At 43.7% G+C, this 24599-nt stretch carries 20 protein-coding genes; 16 read left to right on the forward strand and 4 right to left on the reverse strand.

Annotated elements, in window-relative coordinates:
- Positions 1–51 precede the first annotated feature (51 nt).
- From MKY99_RS01730 to MKY99_RS01795, 14 genes are all read left to right on the forward strand, one after another.
- Positions 52–648 (forward strand): TerD family protein, encoded by a 597-nt coding sequence (locus MKY99_RS01730; protein WP_076285126.1) that lies wholly within the window; start codon positions 52–54, stop codon positions 646–648.
- Positions 649–677: 29 nt separating this feature from the next.
- Positions 678–1253: a TerD family protein gene (locus MKY99_RS01735; RefSeq protein WP_042184261.1), complete on the forward strand. Its 576-nt coding sequence runs from the start codon at positions 678–680 to the stop codon at positions 1251–1253.
- A gap of 51 nt (positions 1254–1304) precedes the next feature.
- Positions 1305–1886, forward strand: a complete 582-nt coding sequence (locus tag MKY99_RS01740) for a TerD family protein (RefSeq protein ID WP_076299900.1) — start codon at positions 1305–1307, stop codon at positions 1884–1886.
- Positions 1887–2118: 232 nt separating this feature from the next.
- A complete protein-coding gene (locus MKY99_RS01745; protein WP_339268318.1) occupies positions 2119–3420 on the forward strand; it encodes a TerD family protein in 1302 nt (433 codons plus the stop codon).
- 26 nt (positions 3421–3446) lie between these two features.
- Complete coding sequence (locus MKY99_RS01750; protein ID WP_042123539.1) at positions 3447–4187, forward strand: DUF475 domain-containing protein; 741 nt, start codon at positions 3447–3449, stop codon at positions 4185–4187.
- A 171-nt stretch (positions 4188–4358) separates the two neighbouring features.
- Complete coding sequence (locus tag MKY99_RS01755; RefSeq protein WP_339268320.1) at positions 4359–5570, forward strand: HpcH/HpaI aldolase/citrate lyase family protein; 1212 nt, start codon at positions 4359–4361, stop codon at positions 5568–5570.
- A 76-nt stretch (positions 5571–5646) separates the two neighbouring features.
- Positions 5647–6957, forward strand: a complete 1311-nt coding sequence (locus MKY99_RS01760) for a phosphoribosyltransferase family protein (RefSeq protein WP_339271462.1) — start codon at positions 5647–5649, stop codon at positions 6955–6957.
- The gene (locus MKY99_RS01765) at positions 6941–8092 is read left to right on the forward strand and encodes a cysteine protease StiP family protein (protein WP_339268321.1); all 1152 of its coding nucleotides are present in this window, start codon (positions 6941–6943) and stop codon (positions 8090–8092) included. Before MKY99_RS01760 ends, MKY99_RS01765 begins: the two co-directional genes overlap by 17 nt.
- Positions 8089–8922 (forward strand): HAD family hydrolase, encoded by an 834-nt coding sequence (locus MKY99_RS01770; RefSeq protein WP_339268323.1) that lies wholly within the window; start codon positions 8089–8091, stop codon positions 8920–8922. Before MKY99_RS01765 ends, MKY99_RS01770 begins: the two co-directional genes overlap by 4 nt.
- Positions 8919–9974 carry an ATP-grasp domain-containing protein gene (locus MKY99_RS01775; protein ID WP_339268325.1) on the forward strand — a complete coding sequence of 352 codons (1056 nt, stop codon included), beginning with the start codon at positions 8919–8921 and terminating at the stop codon, positions 9972–9974. Before MKY99_RS01770 ends, MKY99_RS01775 begins: the two co-directional genes overlap by 4 nt.
- Positions 9975–10008: 34 nt before the next feature.
- Entirely contained in the window at positions 10009–10713 is a 705-nt protein-coding gene (locus MKY99_RS01780) for a hypothetical protein (RefSeq protein ID WP_339271464.1), read from the forward strand.
- An 11-nt stretch (positions 10714–10724) separates the two neighbouring features.
- Positions 10725–11825, forward strand: coding sequence for a toxic anion resistance protein (locus tag MKY99_RS01785; RefSeq protein WP_042184271.1), 1101 nt, complete (start codon positions 10725–10727; stop codon positions 11823–11825).
- 361 nt (positions 11826–12186) lie between these two features.
- Positions 12187–12975 (forward strand): formate/nitrite transporter family protein, encoded by a 789-nt coding sequence (locus MKY99_RS01790; RefSeq protein ID WP_042184273.1) that lies wholly within the window; start codon positions 12187–12189, stop codon positions 12973–12975.
- A gap of 150 nt (positions 12976–13125) precedes the next feature.
- Entirely contained in the window at positions 13126–14757 is a 1632-nt protein-coding gene (locus MKY99_RS01795; protein ID WP_339268326.1) for an ATP-binding protein, read from the forward strand.
- Positions 14758–14857: 100 nt separating this feature from the next.
- On the opposite strand, the gene MKY99_RS01800 is transcribed toward MKY99_RS01795, so the two are convergent.
- Positions 14858–17185 (reverse strand): septation ring formation regulator EzrA, encoded by a 2328-nt coding sequence (locus MKY99_RS01800; RefSeq protein ID WP_339268327.1) that lies wholly within the window; start codon positions 17183–17185, stop codon positions 14858–14860.
- Positions 17186–17356: 171 nt separating this feature from the next.
- Positions 17357–17500, reverse strand: a complete 144-nt coding sequence (locus tag MKY99_RS01805; protein WP_167348483.1) for a hypothetical protein — start codon at positions 17498–17500, stop codon at positions 17357–17359.
- Between the two features lie 291 nt (positions 17501–17791).
- Between MKY99_RS01805 and MKY99_RS01810 the strand changes: the two genes are divergently transcribed.
- Positions 17792–20914 (forward strand): EAL domain-containing protein, encoded by a 3123-nt coding sequence (locus tag MKY99_RS01810; protein ID WP_339268329.1) that lies wholly within the window; start codon positions 17792–17794, stop codon positions 20912–20914.
- A gap of 171 nt (positions 20915–21085) precedes the next feature.
- On the opposite strand, the gene MKY99_RS01815 is transcribed toward MKY99_RS01810, so the two are convergent.
- Positions 21086–22180: a GGDEF domain-containing protein gene (locus tag MKY99_RS01815; RefSeq protein ID WP_339268330.1), complete on the reverse strand. Its 1095-nt coding sequence runs from the start codon at positions 22178–22180 to the stop codon at positions 21086–21088.
- 244 nt (positions 22181–22424) lie between these two features.
- Here MKY99_RS01815 and MKY99_RS01820 point away from each other — a divergent pair, with 244 nt between their 5' ends.
- Entirely contained in the window at positions 22425–23942 is a 1518-nt protein-coding gene (locus MKY99_RS01820; protein ID WP_339268332.1) for a methyl-accepting chemotaxis protein, read from the forward strand.
- Between the two features lie 51 nt (positions 23943–23993).
- Here the strand turns inward: MKY99_RS01820 and MKY99_RS01825 are convergent, their stop codons facing one another.
- On the reverse strand, positions 23994–24509 hold the full coding sequence (locus MKY99_RS01825; RefSeq protein ID WP_042193171.1) for a nucleotidyltransferase family protein: 516 nt from the start codon (positions 24507–24509) through the stop codon (positions 23994–23996).
- Positions 24510–24599: the final 90 nt, after the last annotated feature.

A 24599-nucleotide genomic window follows, 5' to 3' on the forward strand; every position in this document is an offset into this window, starting at 1 on the left:
AAGCTAGACTAATAGATGGTGATTCTTTTTAGGGAATGGAGGTACGTAAAGTTGGCTGGAATTAATCTGGTAAAAGGTCAGAAGATTGATCTCACAAAAGGTAATGCAGGCTTATCTAACGTAATTGTAGGTTTAGGTTGGGATCCGGCTGAGCCAGCTCGAGGATTCTTCGGTGTAAAGAAACAAGCTAACGTGGACTGTGACGCGTCAGCACTGATGCTGAACGAGAATGGTAAGCTAGTTAAGAAGGGTAACCTGGTGTGCTTCCATAACAAGCAAAGTCCTTGTAACTCTGTCATTCACTCCGGAGACAATCTCACGGGTGATGGTGACGGAGACGATGAGCAAATCATGGTTAACCTGAATGCCATTCCTTCCGATGTACACAAGGTTCTGGTAGTTGTGAATATTTATGATGCCACGAACCGTAAACAGGATTTCGGATTGATTAAATCAGCTTATATCCGTGTGATGAACGCTGTAGGCAACAATGAGCTAATCCGTTTCAACCTATCTGATAATTATAATGGCTATACGGCGCTTATTTGTGGGGAACTTTACCGTCAAGGTGGAGAGTGGAAGTTCGCCGCAATTGGTGAGGGTAGTCACGCGGCACATATCAATCAACTGGCAGAACGCTACGTATAATCCAAATAAAAGAAAAGAGGAATGTTATCATGGCAATTAATCTATCTAAAGGTCAAAAGATCGATTTAACAAAAACAAATCCAGGTCTATCCAAAATCACAGTAGGTCTTGGTTGGGACACTAATAAATATGACGGCGGTAAAGATTTCGACTTGGACGTTTCCGTATTCTTGACTAATGCGAACAGCAAAGTTGAAAAAGAAACCAACTTCATTTACTTCAATAATAAACAGAACGAGAACGCTTCTGTTGTTCATACAGGTGATAACCGTACAGGTGACGGCGATGGTGATGATGAGCAGATTCAAGTGGATCTTTTGAGTATCCCAGCGGATGTAGAAAAGGTAGCTTTTACTATTACAATTTATGAAGCTGAAACAAGAAGCCAAAACTTTGGTCAAGTTTCTCGTTCTTATGTGCGTATCGTAAATGATTTGAACAATGAAGAACTAATCCGTTTCGATTTGGGTGAAGACTTCTCTATTGAAACTGGCGTTGTTGTCGGTGAATTGTACCGTCATGGTGCAGAGTGGAAGTTCAATGCAATCGGTAGCGGCTACAAAGACGGCTTGAGCGGTTTAACTCGCGATTACGGCTTGCAATAAATCTTGTAGTACACAGTGAACTGAATCCACTCATGAAAGAAGGTTATGTCAGTGACGATCAGTCTTTCCAAAGGACAGCGGATTGATCTTACCAAGACTAATCCAGGTCTGACAAAGGTAGTAGTTGGATTGGGCTGGGACACTAATAAGTATAGTGGAGGTCAAGATTTTGACCTCGATGCTTCAGCGTTTCTGCTTCATGAAGACGGCAAAGCTAAAGGTACAGATGATTTTGTATTCTATAACAACCCAAATGGTGGCGCAGGCTCTGTAGTCTACACGGGAGATAACCGTACAGGAGAAGGCGACGGAGATGACGAGCAAATTATCGTTGATTTTAGCAAAGTCCCTGCCCATATTCAGCGTATTGGTATTACCGTAACGATTTATGATTACGAAACTCGTGCACAGAACTTTGGACAAGTCTCCAATGCTTTCGTACGTGTTGTGGATGCTTCCACAGATCGTGAAGTACTCCGTTTCGACCTGGGTGAAGATTTCTCAACAGAGACGGCAGTTGTATTCTGCGAATTCTACCGCAATGGTGCGGATTGGAAATTCCAGGCAGTAGGTAGTGGTTTTGGCGGCGGCCTTAGCGCATTGTGTAAAAATTATGGGCTGGACGCGCAATAGCATCTTCCGGGCGGGGTCATCACCGATCCTGCCCTTTTTTTAATTCTTTATGGATTGCCTCACAAAGGAAATGGAATGGGTCTCGAAGTATAAACTCCACTTTGTGGAGTTATTTAAAAATATAAGTTTCACACGATACATTATGTCTTATATTTCTCGCTTAAACGCTTGCCGTCCTTATAAGGACGCCGAAGGCGTTTATGCTTGCTCCATTTATAAAGGTGGTGTAAGAATGGGTATTACAGTTGTCAAAGGACAAAAGGTTGATTTAACTAAAGGGAATCCTGGACTTGATGCTCTTATCGTAGAGATTGGCTGGCAATCGCCATCTTCACTTGAGATTGATACTTCTGCTTTTCTGCTTGGAGCGCAAGGTAAAGTAAGCAAAGATGAGGATTTGATATTTTATAATAATCCGTCTACACCTTATATCAGATATAAGGAAATGCCTACATCAAACAGCCTCAAGCAATTTGACGTGGAACTAAACAAAGTTCCTTCTGATGTGATGAAACTCGCGTTTACACTTACCATTTATGATGGCGAGAAGCGGGGTCAAAGCTTTAGGCAGGTAAATCAGGCCTATTTTCGGATTCTGAATCAAGTAACAGGTGCGGAGCTTCTCCGATGTGATCTTGAAAATCATTTCTCCGTGGAAACGGCTGTTGTGGTAGGAGAATTATATAGATATAACGGTGAATGGAAATTCAGCGCCATTGCCGCGGGTTTTGCTGGTGGTCTACAGGAACTGTGTAGGAACTTTGGGATAGAAGCGAACGATGAACAGGCACCGATACCAGTACCAGTGCCTAAGCCTGCAGCTCCGCCGCAGCCAGAGCTTAAACGACAATCAGCGCCGGTAGCGGAGCCTAAGATTGAGATTCCACCTCCTCCTGCAGCTGCGCCTTCACCTGTAACACCCCCTCCGGTCAATCTCAACCTGAAGAAGATCGAACTGAAGAAAAAAGGTGATTCGATCAACCTGAAGAAATCAGCTGGTGGTTTGGGCGAATTGCTAATTAACCTCAACTGGAATCAGAAGCAGGGTGGAGGGCTATTTAATCGTAAAAATGGTGTGGATTTAGATCTTGCTTGTCTATATGAGTTGAAGAATGGCAGTAAGGGAGTAGTTCAGGCGCTGGGCAATGCTTTTGGCTCATTGAACCAACCTCCTTATGTCATGCTTGATGGAGATGACCGGACAGGCTCTGTAACAACCGGTGAGAATCTGCGGATTAATGGCAGCAAAATTGCTGATATTGAACGGATTCTAATTTTTTCTTTTATTTATAAGGGTGTTACCAATTGGTCAGAAGCTGACGGTGTTGTCACGATTACCCAGAGTGATGGCCCCGATATTATTGTCAATTTGGACGAGCATAACAACCGCAAAGGCATGTGTGCCATCGCGTTATTTCGGAATGTGAATAACGAGACATTCAGTGTTGAACGGCTGGTCCAATATTACAGTGGTCATCGGGAGATTGATGAGGCATATGGTTGGGGACTGCGCTGGGTTGCTGGCAGTAAATAGACGATTTTTTCGGAGGCGCAAGTGTAATGGATTGGTTCGCTGATTTTTTTAGGAATATTAGTGAGAACTACGGTCATTTTTTCTCATGGAGCGATGTGGTAGGTACGCTCTCAGACCCGGTTAGCTGGGGCATTATTGGTAGCTTAGTACTGCTAGAGGGACTGCTCTCTGCAGACAATGCGCTTGTTCTCGCCGTCATGGTTAAGCATTTACCTAAAGAACAACAGAAGAAGGCGCTCTTTTACGGTATTATAGGAGCTTATGTATTCAGATTTTTGGCTATCGGTCTAGGGACATTTCTTATTAAATTCATGTTGGTTAAGGTTCTTGGTGCAGCCTATCTCTTTTATATCGCTTATGGCGGGTTATTTAAGGGCGGTGGCGATGAGAAGATCGAGAATAAGGGGTTCTCTTTTTGGAAGACGGTTCTCCTTGTTGAATTAATGGATATTGCTTTTAGTATTGATAGTGTTATTGCTGCATTTGGTGTTAGTAACCAGGTTTGGGTGCTCTTTATGGGCGGAATCATAGGCGTTCTGATGATGCGGGGAGTAGCGCAATTATTCTTAAAGCTTATTGATAAAATTCCGGAACTCGAGCGTGCCGCTTTTGCGCTTATTGCCATTATTGCTGGTAAAATGCTCGCGGGCGCTTTTGGGTACGAAATGCCACATGTATTATTCTTTTCAATCATTATTCTTGTATTCGGTGGTACGATCCTTTACAGCGTACTGCGTAAGAAAAAAGAAGCCCATAGAAATGCTTGATTTCAAAGCTAGTTGAACACTGCTGCTTTCAGGTAATCGTATATGTTTATAGCGTAGGCCTTCACTTATATATGAGAGAACCGGATAGGGTATAGCTGGTTCTGCCACTCTCTATAGGAGAGGCCTGCGCTTGTTTTGCTTGGCTTCGCAAAACTATAAGGGGGAACCATCTTGAGATACTTCGATTACCTGACGAAAGAACAAGAAATAGCCTTATTTTATAATCCGCCGATTTCATTTAACCATAATACTACGAGTAAAGATTTGCTGGCTCATGCTGTTGGAGCTGCCCTTTATATGCCAGCAACTCGTGCTAGTGTTCCCGAAGACATTTTGAAGCTTAAAAGTGCAGGACTTGTAACCGTTATTATTGATCTGGAGGATGCGATCGGAGATAACGAGGTTGACCATGCAGAGGAGTCTCTCATTCAGCATCTTATTTTTCTCGCCGCATATGAGGAGAACGAGCCAAGCGGGAGTGATAGTCTTCCGCTTCTCTTCATCCGAGTTCGTAACCCGGAGCAGCTACGGCAGCTGATTTTTCGGTTAGGGTCTTTGGTTACGATGTTAACAGGGTTTGTTTTCCCTAAGTTTTCGGTCGACAACGGAATCCAATATTTCGAGGCCATAGCCGATTACAATAGAACGCGCAGTTACTCAGACCCAGTGCTTTATGGCATGCCAATTCTGGAAAGTGCGCCTATTATTTACCGGGAGAGTCGGGTAGATAGTCTTTTATCTATTCGTAATTTGCTAGGCAATTATCGCGATTATGTGTTGAACGTTAGAATTGGAGCAACAGACTTCTCAAGTTTATTCGGACTGCGCCGTAGTCCTGATATTAGTATTTATGATCTTACCCCTATTCGAGACTGCATATCGGATATTATTAATATTTTTGGCAGAGTGGAAGAAGGGTATGTAATTTCCGGACCAGTCTGGGAATATTTTGCGAATAAAGGGCATCGGGTGCTCAGACCACAGCTACGGCAGACTCCGTTTGAGGATACCTATGGTAAAAACGGCCGCGACATGCGAAATAGTTACATTTCTAGCAGCATGGATGGGCTTATTCGTGAAGTGATTTTAGATAAAGAAAATGGAATCTTGGGCAAGACGATTATACATCCCTCACACCTCAGACCTGTTCAGGCCATGTACACGGTAATGCACGAGGAATATGTTGACGCCTGCAGTATCGTAGAGAGTAACGATGGCAGCCTAGGAGTCTTCAAGAGTCAATATTCTAATAAGATGAACGAGATTAAGCCGCATTTGAACTGGGCAAAACGGATTTTACTACGATCACAAATATACGGGGTGTTACATGAACAACAGCATTTTGTCGGATTATTACCCGAAAACGAATTTACACACGTATAACATAGTCGAGAACCTGCAGGTTACGGTTACCGAAACATCTAATCCCTTTCATTTGCCTGTGGATACTTTATTCTCCATGGCAGCCCGGATTAATAAGAAACGCTCCTTTTTGTTCGTCAGCAAGGTACTTGGTAAACATATCCCTGTTAATCCGTACACCTCTCTGCTAAGTGGTGCTGCATTAGCGCTGTTGTTATATCAGGAGATGAACGGTAATTCTGCGGATAATGATAGGATGGAAGATTTATTAGATAAAGCTGTACACGGACTGATGCACCCTGAGTCTGCCAAGGAAGCCTATGAGCATTTATTAGCGGCAAGATTAGTTCTTCCTAGGCCTGTTGTCTTTATTGGTTTTGCTGAGACTGCAACTGCGCTGGGTCACAGTGTGTACAACATGTTTGCCGATGCAGCATCATATATTCATACTACCCGTGAACATATCATCGATTTGGAGTCCATTGTTAGCTTTGAAGAAGAGCATTCACATGCGGTTGACCATCTATGTTACGCCTTGAATACTAAGCTATTATCAGGGACTGAGCCGATTATTTTGGTGGATGATGAGATTACAACAGGGAATACAGCAATTAATACGATCCGTGATATTCAGTCCAAATTCCCTCGGGAGGAATACGTAGTCGTTTCTATTTTGGATTGGAGGAGCGGTAATAATCTTCATACCTATAGCGAATTAGAACAGGAACTGGGGATTCGGATTAAGTCCTTATGTTTGCTTCAAGGAAGTATTGAAGTAAAAGGCACGCCTTTGCTAAATGCTAGGAATGACAAAGATTTGTTATCGTCTTCAGTGGAATCCGAAGTAGTGACTACTTATGTAGTGGACGGTTTAGATCGTCTGCAGGCAACATCCGTAGATTCATATGGTGACACCAACTCGTCTCCTTATTTGAAGTACAGCGGACGTTTCGGACTGGAGTCGCTGAATAATGATGGTCTTGATGTAGGGGTAACCCGGATAGCCGCTCAGCTAAGAGAACTACGAGGGGGAGATTCTAAGACTCTAGTGATGGGTGTAGGGGAATTTATGTACCTTCCTATGCGGATAGCGGCTGAGATGGGGGAAGGCATTTCATATCAGTCCTCTACTCGCAGTCCAATCCACCCTGAACGTCGACCAGATTACGGAGTGCATAGTGCTGCCGCATATCCTTCAGCTAGCGATCCGGAAATTAAAAACTTTATTTACAATGTGGATTCTGATCAGTATGATGATATATTCGTGCTGATTGAGCGTGATGTACCGCATGAAAGAATGAAACCCATGCTTGATATACTGAAGACACTGGCCCGCCATAAAGTGCATCTTATTGTACTGACTCCTGAAGGAAGAAGTGGAGGCCTCCAGTATGAAGGGAACAAGTAATCATAAAGTCATGGACAAAAAAATAGCAGAACCGGTTGCGCTAGGTAGCTATCCACCGTCAGATGTTACGTTTCTGCTCAAGGATCTTAGTGACGTTTCGCTGGAGCTTGCGACAGAGGAAAGGGAGGAAGCTATTCAATCGGGTGTCCATTATTCTGAGATGTTGCCCGTTGAATATCAGCCTACCGAGCAGTATATCGACTTGTTTCATGAGACGCTGCGGCAATCAGCTAAGAAGGTTGCTTTAGCTGTTGCCATTGTTTCTGAGATGATTGTCTCAAGAAGAGGACTAAGTACGGTGCTTGTCTCTTTAGCTAGAGCAGGAACGCCCATTGGTATACTGATTAAGCGTTATATAGCTGAGAGATACAAGGTAGATTTGCCGCATTATAGTATTTCTATCATTCGAGGAAAAGGGATAGATGAGAATGCGATACTCTACATTCTGCAGAAGCATGGACTTGATGCTGATTTGCAGTTTGTGGATGGGTGGACAGGAAAAGGGGCTATCCGTGGGGTGCTGATTGATTCTTGCAACACCCTCTACGAGAAGTATGGTATTCGCTTAAATGATGATCTTGCCGTATTGGCTGACCCGGGAAACTGCGCAGGCATGTTTGGGACTAGAGAAGACTATCTCATTCCTAGCGCCTGCTTAAACTCTACCGTTTCAGGGCTGATGAGCCGAACGGTGTTACATGCTGATCTCATTGGTCCTGAGGAATTTCATGGTTCAAAGTTTTATAAGGAGTGGCTGGATGCGGACGAGTCCAATGTATTTATTGATACGATTTGCCCGTATTTTCCATCCGTAGTAGCAGAAGCGAAGAATATTGCTGGACAGATGCTGGAGCATCCGCCAGAAATCACTTGGCAGGGTCTTCGTGATATTCAGAGTATTCAGGAGACTTTCGAAATAGATAACATTAATCTAATAAAGCCGGGAGTCGGCGAAACAACCCGCGTATTACTGCGCAGAGTACCTTGGAAAATTCTTGTCGATACTATGGATAATCCGAATCTAAAGCATATTCTTCTCTTAGCGAAGGACCGGGGCGTTCCTGTTGAGATCTTTCCTGGGATGACGTACTCCTGCTGCGGAATAATTAAACCGCTGAAGGGGGAGACAGAATGATATATGCTAGTGATCTAGATCGTACTTTGATTTATTCTTTAGGTGCAATAGGTGTGCCGGAGAATACCCCAGGTCTAATTCCGGCGGAAATTATAGAAGGAAAGACGAGATCTTACATTTCGCAGCAAGCATTAAATCAGCTGATGGATCTGAACAAACGGATTATTTTCATCCCGGTTACTACGCGTACGATACAACAATATAAGCGTATTAATCTGTTTCAAGAAACGGTCATACCTGACTATGCGGTTACGAGCAATGGGGGGAATATCCTAATCGGTGGAGTTGTCGATAAGGAATGGAGAGAATCAATCGGGAGATTGGTAGCTCGTCACTCTGCTGGGGCTGAAGAGGTTAGATCATATATCAAGGCGGTCGTGCGTGAGGATTGGATCATTAGTGAGAATTATTGTGATGATCTATTCTATTCCTTCATGGTTTATCGGGATCAGTTGCCTTTAGATGAAATCACTAATCTATCAGATCGGCTCTATAATCTCGGCTGGAGAGTTTCTTTACAAGGCCGCAAGTTGTACGCTGTGCCGGCTGCCGTGAACAAAAGCGACGCTATACTCCATTTGCGGCGCACCGTTCGCTCTGAACCTATGGTGGCCTCCGGGGACTCACTGCTAGATAAGAGTCTGCTTGAGAGTGCCGACTATGCTATTGCCCCTTGCCATGGTGAAATATTTGCAGAGCAACAGAGTGGTCTTGTAAAATCAAGATATCCATTTACGAAAGAATCAGGTGTATTTGCTGGAGATGAGATTTTGCAGTATGTAAATATGATCTATAATAATCTAACTGCATTGGGAGTGGGGCCACTATGAAAAAGGTAAATATTTATTTCAATCGTTGGTTTTCCGTGGCTTACCATTATATGAATCTCCTCCGCAATAACGAGGATGGTATACCGATTCAAATCTTTGCGACACACCCGGATATCCGCCATATGTCGCTACAAGGTGCTGACTTTGCTGAAACCGAGCCGGCGCTGAAGGGAATAGAATATGTTCAGTTTTGCGTTGATTTCTGTCGGCGTAATGAGATCGATGTTTTTATTCCACGGTTGCATATGCTTGATATTGCTCTCCATGCGGCAATGTTTGATGCGATTGGTACAAAGGTTCTGGTCTGTAGAGATCTTGATTTGCTGGAGTCCATTATGGACAAAGGTAAATTTTACGAGAATGTTAGTGAGCAGGGCATTATGAGTATCCCGGATTATCATGTAGTTAGTACAGCGGAGCAGTTTAAAGACGCTTACGAGGACCTTGTTGCCAAGGGACATCGTGTTTGCTTTAAGCCTACTGAAACAGAAGGCGGGTTAGGCTTCCGTATTATCGACAATACCCGCGATCCTCTTCAAGAGCTTTTTGGGTATGTAACTCCATTGATTACGTTTGATGATGCCTATCGTATTCTTGCAAGCAAAGAGACCTTCCCTGATTTGATGGTGATGGAATTACTGGAGGGTTACGAGTATAGTATAGATTGTCTGGCAGATGAGAACGGTAAGCTGTTAGTAGCTGTGCCACGTCGAAAAGTGGGCGGTCGTCTGCGATTGATGGAGCATATTCCTGAACTGGAGGAGATTGCAGCTAGAGTTGCAGAAGTTTACAAGATCCCCTTCAATTTCAATATTCAAATGAAATACAATGGAGATACTCCAAAGCTGTTGGAAATTAACCCACGAATGTCCGGTGGACTGCATATGTCATGTCTGTCAGGGATTAACTTTCCTTATTTAGCCGTTAAAAGCGCACTCGGTGGCGAGGTTCAGCCTATGAATTTTGAAGGTGATGTATTGGCTAGCCATCTGGAGCAACCGATGATTATGAAAATAAACGGCCAATCTGTCATTCCGGATGCCGTGAATTGAGCGTTCATAAAGTCGCTCACAAGAGGTGAGAACAATTCAGTTTAAATCGAAAGTATTGCTTTACGCCGGTATCGGCTACGTTGTTGCTGTATTAACGAGTTCTTTTCTTCCCGAATTCATCTCTCTGCTGTTGCCTTTAGCGGGTGCGGGGATAGGTGCTCTGGTAACGAGAAGTCCAAAAACCAATCTCCCAGCGGAGGTGTTGCCAGCAGGCCCTGTGACGACACCTATTGCTAAGGCACCCGCTGCGAGTGCTCCTCAATTAAGCAACACGACAAATGATACTACATCAGGTAATCACAGCTATGACGGTAGAACTGAGAGCGCGGTGAAGATTGGACCGGAGTTCGCTCCGGTTGTGGAGTATCTTAGCATTCTGGAAGATATGATTATCTCAGAAGGGCAGAAGGATACGCTGGACAATGAAATTGTCGAGAAATCATTGGCGCTCTTCGCGAGGCTTCAACGTGTAATTCCACTGCTGCAGGAGCTGAATAACGGCGAGATTAATCATACGGTCCGCAGATTGATTCTGAAGGATTTGAATGGTGTAATCAACCCGTTCTTACGCCTAGGCGGTGAAGCAAAGACGAAGAATCGGAGAATGCTGCTGAACGGTCTAAGAGATGTCGATTCCAAAATATCGGATATTGCGTCCACGATCGAACATAAAGACCTGATGGAACTTCAGACGAAGGCGGAACTGATTCATCAGCGGTACAGCAGTTCCGAACTATAGGAGGGAATCCCATGTCCACGCAGTTGATCCAATTAAAAAAAGAAGATGAACAAAAGGTAGTCGAGGAAGCGGCACAATTAATTGAGAAGGTATCCCAAACGGATACTGTTACACTGGATTCCTTGATGGATGATATCGGTAAGCTTGGGGTTAAGACGCAGGAAAAAGCAGGACAAACCTTGAAGCTGCTGGATCGCCCAGTAAATGACCTGATGTCTGGTAAGCGCGTTGAAGTGCCTAACATGATTATGAAGCTGCGGAATGAGTGTGAGAATCTGCAGCAGAGTAAGAATGTGAGCTTCTTTGGCAAGATGCTACGCAAGAGTCCGATGAAGAATTATGTGTACAAATATCAGTCGGTCCGCACGAACATTGATGCCATAGTTACAGGGCTTCGCGATGGTAGAGATACCCTCGAAGAGAGCATTGTGAATATGCGTCAGCTGAAACGTACTTCCATGGAAGAGATCTATAACCTACAGACCAAAATTGCTTTCGGCACTAAGTTGAAAGAGTTGTTCGAGGTAGAGATCGCGAAGCCTGAGAATGAGTACCGTAAAGCTTATCTGGAGCGCGGTTTGCGTAAAGTGATGGTTCGAATTCAGTCGATGACAGAAATGATTCTGCTGTACAATCAAGCGATTGCTGCTACAGATATTATTAATGACAATAATGACAAGCTGATTGATTCCGTGAATAACGCTATTGATAAGACCTCTAATCTGATCACGGTGTCGGCAATGATTGCGATGTCTTTAGCGGATCAGGAGAACGTCATCAATGCTGTTGAAGCGACGAATAAGACGATTGAAGATCAATTTAAAGAAAATGCACGTCTGCTGCGTACCACTACAGAGAAAACAACCGAGTTGCTGTCTAAGCCTTCTATGTCTATGGAAGCTGTGAATCAAGCGATAGGTGATCTGCTTAGCGCATTAGACACTTCAGAACAGTCCAACCGTCGCATTATTGAGAGCTGCCAGGATTATACGTCTAAAATGACAGCAATCAATACTCAACTAGGCAATCGTTTAGGACTAAATGAGGCGGACAAGCCTCAGGCACTGAAGCAAGGAGAGGCTGAGAGTCAACTGAGCAGTTTCTTGAACTAAATTGTTTCTGACAATAATAAAAATACAGAGAATAGATTGAGAAGCCTGTTGAATTCATTCAACAGGCTTTTTTAAACGCCAATACTCAATCATAAAGCCCTATCTTCACACATAAGTTGTCACAAGACTACATGTGGAGGAAGTGAGGATAGGCATATGATCTTAGGGTGCTTGATACTCGTGCTTATCATCGTAGCCAGTAGTGAAAGAGCAGAAGCGATTGCAAAAATGAATGAGGACACTTAGGATTTTTACCATGATTTGGTTCAAGTAATTTCCAGCTGGTTATTGGGTATAATAACGCAAGATTGCACGATTAGCCCATAACTAGCTGGAAAACCCAAATTCCTAAGGAGGTCACATGGAGAACGAGGCGCTGCTACAGGTTGAACAATTAGCACTTAAGAAACAAAAGATCTATCGGCAAAGTATATTGCGCTATATTGCCAGAGCCATGCTGGCCAGTATGTTTATCGGGTTCGGCGTAATTGTAGCATTCAAGACAGGCAACTACTTCTATATGGAGCATTCACCATTTGCGTATCCAATGGCTGCGATTACTTTTGGAGCAGCGATCATCCTAATCTCATACGGGGGAGGGGACTTATTTACCGGAGATACTTTCTACTACACGTACACTGCTTTGAGACGCAAAATGAAATGGTCCGAGGTTGTACGCATGTGGATCATGAGTTATATAGGTAACATTCTTGGTGCTGCTGCATTTGCACTGTTGATTTTTTTAACAGGCCTGTTTTACAGTTCTGATGTAAATGGTTTTTTACTATATGTGGTTGAGCATAAAATGGAGGCTCCGGCAGGTCAGCTTTTTTTCCGTGCTATCCTCTGTAACTGGCTCGTTTGTATGGCTTTTTTCATCCCGATGAATATAAAGGGCGATGGGGCCAAAATGTTCGCAATGGTCTTATTCGTATTCTGTTTTTTCATCTCTGGTTATGAGCATAGTATTGCCAATATGTGTACCTTTGCAATTGCATTAGTCCTTGACCATCCCGGAACGGTTTCGTGGGGTGGTGTGGTACATAATCTTGTGCCCGTTACAATCGGAAATCTAATTGGTGGTGGAGTTCTGATGGGGGTTATGTATTATTATGTGAACAAACCTTTTCTGGATGATCCGAAACATTAAGAAGAAATAATGTGAATCCGCAACTTCGCTCTTTAAAGGGCGGAGTTTTTTTTGTACTGCAAGAAATTTATTCGCATTGGGATATTTTGATTTTTTAGGGTTCAAAAGGATTAGGGGGAAAGAAGTAGAATACATATTAGTATTACAAAATTGAAGATTCATACAGAATGGGGTAAGGCTTTGGAAAAGACAACAGGGGTACTGACGGATGAGACTATCATTAAGGCTTCCAATCAGCATTGCATTGATCAAGGAATAGACCCTGAGCAGCCTCCTATTTTTCCAAAATGTTATGCTGCAGATGAACTGGGGTCGCAACTCCGTGTATATAGTGAAGTGATTGAGGTTATTGATTTTTTCGTAAATAAGTTTCTTTCTTCAGTAAAAGGCAATCCGATCCTTGTTACCATATCGGATGATGCAGGTTATCTATTGGCGTTCAAAGGGGATCCGACGATTATTGATCTCGTAGGGCAGGTTGGCATCAAAGAAGGTGTGCAACTAAATAAAGAAGTGGGTACAAATTCAATTGCGTTGTGTCTCGAACACCATCGGCCTTTTCAGTTGAAGGGACAAGACCATTATCATCAAATTCTTCATCGTTTAGTGTGCTGCACGGCTCCTTTTTATAAAGAGGATGGGCTTGAAATATTGGGAACGATATCATTTATGGCGGATATAGATGTGGCACATCCCCACTTATTGCCATTGCTCTGTACCATGGCTGACTCCATCGAACGGGAGATTTTGCTGCGTAGAGGGAATGCTGAGCTTCAGCTTTTAAATCGAATCCTATTGGATACCAATTATTTGGGTGTTATTATAACGGATGAACTCGGAACGATCGTCAATATAAATGAGAACTGCTTAAACATGCTTCATTTGGATGGTGAACATCAAGAACCTGTTATCGGTGCCAGTGTCTTCGAAATTCGAAATGTGGGCTCTTATTTTCAGCATGTCATTCTTCAGCAAGAGGCATGTGCTGGGCTGGAAGTGATTCAGGAGAGCAACGGTTTGTTTGAACATTATATGCTGGATGTGCTTCCGGTTTATGATTCGAATGCATGTTTAGCTCGTGTGATTGGGAGTCTTCGTAATATCACAGAGATGAAAAAAACGGAAGAAGTGCTGCGCAATACAGAGAAGCTAGTGGTTGCTGGACAACTAGCTATGAGTATCGCACATGAGATTCGCAATCCGCTAACTACAGTCAAAGGAATGCTTCAACTGGCCAATAAAGATTCGCAACTGCTACATTATGATCTTATTATGTCAGAAGTAGAAAGAATGAACCTCATTGTGAGTGAGTTCCTCATATTAGGTAAACCGCAGGCCGCGCATTATAGGGTAGAACAATGTAGCACGATTCTGCAGGAAGTGCTCAGCATCTTTGCGATTCAAGTGGAGATGAATAATATATCATTGAACACGCAATTCCATTTTGATGCGAATATCTTGTGTGATCGCAATCATATCAAGCAGGTCTTCCTAAACATCCTAAGAAACGCAATGGAAGCCTTACCCTTTGGCGGAAGCATTACAGTTGCCCTAGATGTGGAGAATGGCTTCCAGAAGATTACCTTCACAGACAACGGAGAGGGTATGAACCAGGAAGTACTGGAGAAATTAGGCCAGCCTTTTCATACGACCAGAGGTGATGGTAATGGACTGGGAATCATGATTGTTAAAAAGATAGTATCTGCACATAGAGGGCGAGTGGCCATAGCGAGTGAAGTGGGCGTAGGTACGGCCGTTACGATTTATCTGCCAATAAAATAAAGGGCTTGTCTTGGCTATTTCTTCGTCATGCAAGCAGTAATTCATAATAAAAGACTCTTCCGCCCAAGCAGGCTGGAAGAGTCTTTTGTTTGGAGATAGTCTACCACTTGGATCCGCCTGATGAATTTCGGCCGGACTTCCCTCCGCCGCCCCAAGAAGATCCGCCGGAGGATCTGCCACCGCTGCCGCCGCCACCCCAGGAGGAGCCGCCGGAGGAGCGTCCTCCACCGAATCCACCTGATGAAGGTGGGCCAGAGGACATTCGCTTGCGAGCCTGCGCGCGACGTTGCTGTTCTCTCATCATAGCTAATTGAGCTAACCGTTCTTCTTCTTCCTTCTGACGAACGAGTCGGTTCGCTTCATTCACAAAGGAAGTGATCTGTGAATCATAAGAACGGCCAAGGGACTCCAGTTCCTCAAGATTATAAGGCCGGGATGCCAGGCGGTGATCCAGTGCACTGTATTCCGGCAGTAAGGATAGCTCGAAGTGTATTCTAGAAGATAACCCTCTGCTATGCAGTATTCGTTGGGTCGTTTCCACCCGGCTTTGCCCTTCGGAAAAGAGGCGAGTGACCTTATCCAGTCTTTCATGAAGTGCATTTAGACTTTCTGAGACACCATCGAACTGCCTTGCAGCTTCATCTAGGAGGGACAGCAACTGTTCTAGCGCATTGTGGGCCTTATCATATTCGCCGCGCTCATCACTGGTCCAATTCTCAATCTGCGCCACTTCACTAGCACCTTCCCGAAGGCGTGTGCTCCACTCTGTAAGGATGTTCTCCACAGTTGACACATGTTGTTCTTCAAAATACATACGTGCTTCGGTAATCCGGCTTTGCAGTCCGTCTCGCCGCTGTTTTAATTGGCTCCATTCGGTGCGGAATGTCTCTAAATCTCTGCGGTTGTTCTGCCGAAGGAGTGCTTGTTGTTCTGTCATAGTAACAGCCTCATCCAGGAGAAGGTCAAGAGTGGCGCCAATCTTGCGCACCTCATCCATATCTCCAACACGCAGCGGCGCTTCAAGCGTCAGCGATTCTGCGCGGGCCTGCTCCAGACGGTCAAATGGTTTTACCTTCATGTTGTGGAGTGAATTCTGCTCGATGATGTTTGTGATTTTGGTACGGGCTGCAGCTAATACCGTAGGGAACTGGTTTAGCTTATCATCGTAGAGATCGACATCCTTCAGGTCTTGTTCAATCTTTTCTTGGCGATCTTGTGCATCCTCGGTAATTTCTTGTGCGGCGATAGGGTCAAAAAGCTCCAATTGATCTGCCTTAGAGGTCTCCTCGGCAAGCTCCTTGAGCTCTTCTACAATTTCTTGAAGTGCATAGCCAGTTTCTTTAACCGCACCTTGCAGCTGCTCTTCAAGCTCTGGTGCATCCTCTTTCAGCTCTGTAATTCGCTGTTTAACATTGCGATCAGCTTCACTGATGACAGCAATGTTCTTCTCTTCCTCCTCAAGCGCTGCGCGGAAGGAGTCCTCTGTCTGCTGTAATTGTTCCACGGCTACCTTAAGGGCAGTCAAACGATAAAAGGGTGGCTGTACACCTTGCCCATCATTTTGCAGTGAAGAGATTTCAACGAGCTTTGCAGAGAGTCGTTTTGAAATGCCTTCTACCAGTACCTCGGTTTTTCCCTGAACAATCCCTTGAAATGGCTTTAATGACTCCAATGCTCGATTCGCCCGTACTAGCAAATCGGATAACTGCTCTTGTTGTACGTTTAGCTGTTTGCGTCGACGTAGACCTGTGATCACTAAAAATAGCACAAGTAGTATTAGTACGATTCCGATTAGAATGGCGGCAATCGTAAACATGGAGCTACTGGAGCGGCTTCCTGTACTGACCGAGTTCCCTGGTTTACCGGAGGTTCCGTTCCCTAAACCGCTATTCGTACTGCCAACTGCGCTACCGCTTCCTGCACTTCCTCCAGCATTTCCGGTACTCTCCCCGATGGAATGAACCGCTTTAATTAAAGCCTTTGTCCCTCCAGCGAAGTCTCCTTCTCTGGCATAAGGGATGAAATAAGTATCAAGCAGCGCTGTAATGGCAGCACTTCCTGATTTCCCTCCCTGATTTTGGGACCAGGCATTTAACGAGGTTTGAAAGCCAGGATTGTTAAAATTAAGTTCAATGGACTGATCGCCAGCAGAGATCAGCAAGAGAATATCGCGAGTGGACAGTCCCCATGAGGCGTAAGTATCCTCGGCGTATCTATCGGCCGGAGTACCGTTTAAGGAATCTACGGTGAGTACATGCATAGTAACGAGATCTCCAGTGGCAGCAGCAGAAATGGACTTCGCTTCTGCGGAACTAAACATTCCAGCTTTATCGGTTACTAATCCCTGTTGAGCAGGGATTTCGGCGGCGTATGCAACGGGTATCCATAACACGCTGATCAATAAGAATAAAGCTAAATACTTTTTCAAGCTGACACGCTCCAATCTGAAGGACTTTGTATTCAATATATTATGCTGATAATTATACTATATCATTAACCCTCACGTGACGCGGGGATACTCCTATTCTTACATGGCTGCCAATCATACAAGCAAAAAAAGCCGCATTCCCTAAAGGAATGCGGCGAATATTCAGAAAGATTATCTTGTCGGCAGACAAAGAATGTATTGCAATCTGGATTTAATTTCTTTTTGCCATTTTAAATCTCCAACTTTAACGGCAAGATTGAGCAGATCCAGATAATCGTCAACCTGTAGTGTTGTTCGGGTAGAGGTAACGTTCATGGGTGATCAGTCTCCTTTTAACTTAAATATAGTAAAGTGAAATCAATAACTTATTTAATAATGATAATCATTATCAATTTGTATCATTATTGCTATTATCCACATTTTCCATCTAAAAAGCAATATAAAAATGTAGCATCCGTAATTTTATATAATTTACAAAGGGAAGGGTTCATTGCTGGGATTTGCGTATATTATGTGACGAGGAAAGAAAAAGCAGGGGTATTGCCATATTTTGTCGAATAACATTTAGGATATTACTGTAAATTCAGTAAAAAGGGGGAATGAGCGATGAAGCAGTGCAGACTGTTGCTTCTGATTAGCATTCTATTTATGCTCTTACCTCCTAATGCCATTCACGCCGAAAGAAAGGAGATCGAATATCAAGTAGAGCTGGAATATCCACCTTATAAATATATAAAAGATGGGTACATGACTGGTTTTGATATTGAATTGAGTAATATGATCTTTGAGAAGCAGGATTACGATGTCCACTACAGTACAGGGAAGTGGCCTGATGTATATAATCGGCTCGTTCAGGGAGATATCGAAACAGCGGGTCTAATGGCAGTAACGGAAGGCCGAAAACAAGAGTTGTTATTTTCGGAACCTGTTTTCAAAAGCTATATTTCAATCTACGCAAGGCGAGGGCTTAAGGGTGAGATCGATTTAAATAAGCTTGGAGGTTATAAGATAGGTCTAGGAAACGGGCAGTATTCTGAAACAGTACTGAACGGGAAACTGGGAATTAATGATTACGTAGAATTTGCTACGATTCCTGAAGCCTTGGAGGCTTTAGAAAAAGGGGAGATTGACCTTCTATTTGAGAATCAGGAGGTGGTCGATTATCTGCTCGTTGAACAGGGGAAGACGGACAGTATTATTAAGAAAATGAATGATCTTTATCCCAGGGATGTGGCTTTTGCAATCAATAAGTCTACACCGGAGTTAGTTTCTTATGTTAACGAGAGATTGGAGGAATTACAGCATTCGGGTGCTTTTGAAGAATTGTACCAGAACTATTTCTTCGTTCATTCTGATTATTATAAAGGCATGATCCACAAAAGATGGGTTTACGGAGCAATCCTTCTATTCTGTCTTCTTATGCTGGGTGGAGTCCTGCTTAAAATGAATATTAATCGTTTACGGCGTGCTGTTTATTCAGAGCATCAATTTTTTGAGGATGTTATAGAGCATAGTGGTATGGTAGTTTGGGCGGTGCAGGCAGATAAAAAGGTAGTGCGGTTTAACAAGTTTGCTGAGCGGATGACGGGTTTAAGCGAAAAAGAGGTGCTGGGAGTAAATATTGAGGATATCGATGGTCTAAAAGGTAGTACGGCTGCAATCCGTGATCTTTTGATGCGGGCAATACGGAATGAATATGTTAACAACGTAGAAATTAAGCTCCCAGACCAGTCATCTGAAGCGCGATATTTCTCATTCCGGACAGCCTTATTAAAAGGACTTGATAAGCAAGCAGCCGATATCTTTGTACTTGTAGGTGTGGATATCGATAATCGTAAACAAAATGAGCTGAGGCTACAGCTAAGTTATAAGGAATTGGAAGCTACATACGAAGAGCTCTCAGCGACAGAGGTCGATCTACAGGAACAATTTAATAGGCTTCAAATCAGTGAACGACGTTTCCGGCTCACCACAGAAGGTTCTGGTGCATATATGTGGGAGTTTGATTTGGAGGCGAGACGATTTCATTTATCAGACCGATGGTATGACCTCATTGGTTACACGAAGGATGAAATTAACTCGTTTGAAGAGGGAGCTTTTAGTATTGTTCATCCCGATGACCTAGCTTCAACCCGTAAGCTTAAACATGATCACCTGGAGGGTGTTACACCTATTTTCGAAACGGAGTTCCGCATGATTACCAAAGACAATCAAATCGTGTGGTTTGAAGTTAGGGGTAAGGCTACCGTTAATCCAAAGGATGAAGTTCTGTTATTCATGGGCTCCTTGATTGATATCAGCGAGCGGAAGCAAGCGGAGCTTAATCTGAGCAACAGCTACCAAGAACTTGGGGCGACCTATGAGCAGCTCGCGACTACTCAACAGGAGCTTCTAGTACAATATAATATGCTTCTAGACAATCAGAAACATATGCATCGTCTGGCTTATGTGGATGCGCTTAGTAACTTACCTAACCGTTTATGTCTGCTGGAGACCATGGAGAAGTATCTAAAGCATCCGGAAGGGAAATTTGCACTATTGTTTCTAGATTCAGATAATTTCAAATACATCAACGATACCTTAGGTCATAAATCCGGGGATGTACTCATCCGGAAGGCAAGTGAGAGATTGCAGTCACTGATGCGGGAAGGAGATATGCTCTCACGGCTAGGTGGAGATGAATTTGTCATTTTTATTAAGGATACAGAGGACCGTGAGGCTGTATTGAATCTGGCAGAGCGTATAATGAGAGCGTTCAGGCAGTCCTTTTTAATAGGAGAGAGTAATCTGTACGTCTCGCTAAGCATCGGAATTTCCTTTTATCCAGAGGATGGGGAGACGGCCGAGCAAATTTTGAGTAATGCGGATGTGGCGATGTACCGTGCTAAAGAGGATGGCAAGGGAACTTATGTAGTCTATGACAAATCGATGCATACAGCGTTTAATGAACGAATGAATATAGAGAAACATTTGCGCAGTGCAATGAACAATAATGAATTTGAACTGAACTATCAGCCCCAGATGGATATCGAATCCGGATTCATCTCAGGCTTTGAAGCTTTAATTCGCTGGAACAGCCCATCGCTTGGTTCTGTATCTCCACTTTCGTTTATAAAAATTGCTGAGGATTCCAGGCTGATCATCGATATTGGTGAATGGGTGCTTCGAGAATCTTGCATCTTTATGAAAGGTATTCAAGATCGTACAGGTGTTCCTTATAAAATATCAGTCAATATTTCGATTATTCAGCTATTCCAGAACGATTTTATCGAGATGGTACAGGATAGTCTGGCAGTAAGTGGCCTAAATCCAAGCTGTCTTGAGCTGGAAATTACGGAGTCTATTTTTATGAAATCATTTGAGAGTATTCTGGGTAAGCTGCAGTTTCTTAAATCTAAGGGCATTAGTATCGCCTTGGATGATTTCGGAACGGGCTACTCATCACTTAGCTATTTGCAGCAATTACCGATTTCAACGCTCAAGATGGATAAAACCTTTATTGATTCACTCTCAGAAAAAGCTAACAGCCAGTCTTTTGTGCAGTCCATTATACAGTTGGGGCATAATATGGGACTAAAAGTTGTAGCAGAGGGTGTAGAAGAGGTTATTCAAATGGATTTGCTCAAGCAATTAGGCTGCGACAAGATTCAAGGCTACCTGATTAGCAGACCTGTGCCAAAGCAGGCAGTCGAAGAGCTTTTGGAAACACAGAGGCGCTATGGGATTTAGCAGTCAGATTCAAACAGATGAACACAAACAAGCCCGTGAAAAGATCCGTGGGCTTATTTGTTCAAATATAAGAGTTTATAAGTCTCACGCTATATATTATCCTTATATTTCTCGCATAAACGCTTACCGTCCATTAGGGACGTCGAAGGCGTTTTTGCTTGTGTTCGGTCTTTAGCCGATTACGATTTTGTTCTTCCCGGTATTCTTAGCCTCGTAAAGTGCATCGTCTGCTTTCTGAAATGTAGAATTTTTGGAATCTGTACCTATAAAATCGTGCATACCGATACTGACGGTTACGCTTTTACCGTTCATTTCCGCAAAAGGGGTATCGGAGATGGACGTTAGAATATGCTTCATAATCTCATGAGAATGATCAAGGGTTTTAGAAGTCAGAATGACGACAAATTCTTCCCCGCCAAAGCGAGCCGCGAAATCATCAGGACCGACATGCTCGAGGAGGATCGCTGCAACCTTTTGTAATACGATATCTCCAACGGAATGCCCATAGGAATCATTTACTTTTTTGAAGTTGTCGATGTCCATAACGGCTAGCTGCATGGGAAATGGATTACTCTGCTGATGATCGATCAGCCATCCTAAGTATTCATGAAACGTCTTATGATTATAAAGGTCCGTCAGAGGATCGATCTTGGATAGCCGATCCATGATTATATTCTGAATGCGTAATTCCTGTTCTGACTTTACGGAGTTCTCCAGTGATCTCATCAAATCACGCCCACGACCGATGACTGCAAAGCCTGCTAAAGCAGTAGCAGCAAAAATAAGAACAATAATGATAGTTTGGGTGATGGGGACGTATCCGTGATTAGATGCCTTGATGAATAAAATGATCGTGTACAGTAGACAAACAGCAGAAGAGGCTATCATATAACTAGACTTCATATAGATCATGGATACAAGCAGCGGCAGCAGCATAATTAATGACATTACATACAGTTCATCATTGAGATTGATGATAATCAGAAGCGCAAATAAATGGCTCGCTACTGTAATAGCTAGCTCGGACCATAAGGGTTTCCATCTATAGATAAATTCCAGAATAATGATCAAAGTCAATATGATGGAATCAGGAATCAGCGACTGATTAATAAACTCTCCCATGGTTAGGGTATCCGAATGTTGGCCCCATAGGCATTGAGAAACAAACATATGAATACTTAAATCCACAATCAGGATGATCCAGAATGCATTAAGCAGCACGCGATTCCAATGGGTCTGACGAGGAGTTTGAGATGTAGTATGCATAATGTGTTCCTCTTTTCCAGTGGCAATTTGCTTATATATTCGACAATAATTACGGATTCCCTCTCGACCAATTATCTCCAAATATATTCGTATATTACGGTAACGTTGGTGTAGGTCCTCCAGGGATATGGATTTGCGTGTGAAAAGACTGATCGAAAAGGAATAGTATAGAAAGTATTTCCTTTAATTAACTCTGCTGATATTATGTTAGAATACATAACATCAATCGAGTGGAGTGGGAATAATGATGCAGATTCGCCCTAGCCAGATTTTTGTAGTCGTCCTGTTGCTCCTTGTCAGTGTTTACAGTTTGTTGATAGACATGTTCTGGATTCATAAGCTGGTAATCATCCTGCTTATGGCTTCTCTAGGCTGGGTCCTTCTAAATTTGTCCCGCTACGGTTACCGCAAAGAAGCGCTGCTGAAGGAGTCGCAGAATAAAGTTGAGCTGCTTGGCAATGAGATTGTAGTTACTTCGGACCGACTGCATGGTGCACTCGAAGAAATCAGTCGTCATACAGAAGAGCTGCAGCGGACAGCAGATTATTCACATGAATACGAGATGGATTTGCGGATTCGCAGTAACGAAGCTAAAGCTAATATTGAAGGTGCTTATCAGACAATGGGCGGAGTAGCATCCGTTACCGCACATATCGAAGAGTTGACGGAGAGACTGGGGTCAAATATGAAATATGCTCGTCAAGGAATGACAACCATGGTTGATTCCTTGAGCATCGCAGATACTGTGATGAAGGATTTACAGATGCAGAGCGGGGACATGTTAGCTAAGTTTACTATCTTGAGTAATCATATTGCGATGGTAGAAGAGATCAATACGCTTATTAACGGAATTGTGGATGAGACCTCACTGCTAGCGCTTAATGCTTCCATAGAAGCGGCCCGGGCCGGGGAACAGGGCCGCGGATTTGCGGTGGTGGCCAGCCGGATTCGGCAGCTGGCTGATCAAAGCAAGAGCTCGGTAGACCGTTCCTCTGGCATCTTGCTCGACATTAATAACGGAGTACAGCAGGTGCTGGAATCCGTGACGAAAGAGCAAGCTTCAGTGGAACGTGGGGTGAACGAGGTCGGCACTGTGAAGCTTCGACTCGATGATATCGCGTCGAGAGTCGATGAGGTAGGCAGCGCCGTAACAGAAACTATCGATGCTGCCGCAAAGCAGGGCAAGCTGATTGTTGAAGTGACGACGGAGCTGAGTGGGGCAGTGGCTATCGTGAATGAGACGATTGCCAATGTCGATCTTACGCTGGAACAAGTGACACGGCAGCGGAGCCAGATCGGGCAGCTGAACGAAGTCAGCGCTAATCTGTTAGCGGAGTCGCAATCGTTGCAGCAATCGGTTACCAGCATAGCAGCCCGAGAAGAAATCGAGATGAGCCAATATGCTGCCCGGCTTCAAGAAATGCAGAGTCTCTTGGAGACAATTTCAGCTAAGGAAGAACTGTATGACCCGGATACTGAAGTTCATCAAGGTGTTTTGACCTCTTACATTAAAAAAATTCCGGATGTACAAGCCATTTGGTCCAATCGGACGGATGGGACCTTTATCTATTCCGAGCCAGCGGCTGGCCTCTTGAATGCCAAGCGACGTGATTGGTGGAATGGGGCCATAAATGAAGGTGAATATGTCTCGAAGCCTTATGTATCAGCGATTACGAAGCGTTCTTGTGTTACATTATCCAGAGCGATTAAGAATCGTCAGGGAGATGTCGTTGGTGTAGTAGGTATCGATTTGGCGGTGTAAAAAAACCAGAAAAGCAAGCCCTGCTATATTGGGGGCTTGCTTTTTGTTATTTTAGGTAGTACTGATCTGCAACTGTTTCCACGTCGCCTGCCAGTTCTTTTTAATAACGCGTTGTTCATAAATAGGGAGTAAGCTTGGGTTTTCAGTAAAATGTGGGGTAGGTCGTAATACTACATGAATAACATCGGAAATTCCGTGTGGAGCGACTAGGATGATTTTACCTGTTGGATCTAAGGAGAGTCCAAGTGCTGTGGCGGTTTCCGGAAACTTGGATATCGCATCAACAGCTGACGTATAAGGTGGAAGTTGATTGACGGTATGCATTCTTGCTTCATTTTTAACAGACCAGGGAACATTGGGGTTTAAATCTCTTAGCTTCGCCTCCCAATCCTTCTCCACTTCCTCTTGAAGATTGCTGTCGTCATAATAAATAACATCAACATCTGGCAAAGGTGTCCGTTCTTCAAAGCCATGAAGGGTGTCCCAAATTTTTGCACGCACAAAGCCAGCGCAAACCCACCAGTCAGGTAACTGCAGCGATCTAGCATTTTCTAATATATCCATCATCCAGGGATCATTTTGTACAAGCTGTATGATATCTGCCTCGTGTTCTAATTTTTGCAAACCGCCCACCTCCGTATATGTATGTTTTTATTC

It is taken from the genome of Paenibacillus sp. FSL R5-0470 (assembly GCF_037975205.1).
GTDB lineage: Bacteria > Bacillota > Bacilli > Paenibacillales > Paenibacillaceae > Paenibacillus_AQ.

Bases quoted from the DNA above. Each gene is read 5' to 3' on its own strand.
- MKY99_RS01735 (WP_042184261.1), top strand. From the start codon at position 678: ATGGCAATTAATCTATCTAAAGGTCAAAAGATCGATTTAACAAAAACA.
- MKY99_RS01745 (WP_339268318.1), top strand. From the start codon at position 2,119: ATGGGTATTACAGTTGTCAAAGGACAAAAGGTTGATTTAACTAAAGGG.
- MKY99_RS01750 (WP_042123539.1), top strand. From the start codon at position 3,447: ATGGATTGGTTCGCTGATTTTTTTAGGAATATTAGTGAGAACTACGGT.
- MKY99_RS01760 (WP_339271462.1), top strand. From the start codon at position 5,647: ATGGCAGCCCGGATTAATAAGAAACGCTCCTTTTTGTTCGTCAGCAAG.
- MKY99_RS01765 (WP_339268321.1), top strand. From the start codon at position 6,941: ATGAAGGGAACAAGTAATCATAAAGTCATGGACAAAAAAATAGCAGAA.
- MKY99_RS01770 (WP_339268323.1), top strand. From the start codon at position 8,089: ATGATATATGCTAGTGATCTAGATCGTACTTTGATTTATTCTTTAGGT.
- MKY99_RS01775 (WP_339268325.1), top strand. From the start codon at position 8,919: ATGAAAAAGGTAAATATTTATTTCAATCGTTGGTTTTCCGTGGCTTAC.
- MKY99_RS01785 (WP_042184271.1), top strand. From the start codon at position 10,725: ATGTCCACGCAGTTGATCCAATTAAAAAAAGAAGATGAACAAAAGGTA.
- MKY99_RS01790 (WP_042184273.1), top strand. From the start codon at position 12,187: ATGGAGAACGAGGCGCTGCTACAGGTTGAACAATTAGCACTTAAGAAA.
- MKY99_RS01805 (WP_167348483.1), bottom strand. From the start codon at position 17,500: ATGAACGTTACCTCTACCCGAACAACACTACAGGTTGACGATTATCTG.
- MKY99_RS01810 (WP_339268329.1), top strand. From the start codon at position 17,792: ATGAAGCAGTGCAGACTGTTGCTTCTGATTAGCATTCTATTTATGCTC.
- MKY99_RS01815 (WP_339268330.1), bottom strand. From the start codon at position 22,180: ATGCATACTACATCTCAAACTCCTCGTCAGACCCATTGGAATCGCGTG.
- MKY99_RS01820 (WP_339268332.1), top strand. From the start codon at position 22,425: ATGATGCAGATTCGCCCTAGCCAGATTTTTGTAGTCGTCCTGTTGCTC.
- MKY99_RS01825 (WP_042193171.1), bottom strand. From the start codon at position 24,509: ATGATGGATATATTAGAAAATGCTAGATCGCTGCAGTTACCTGACTGG.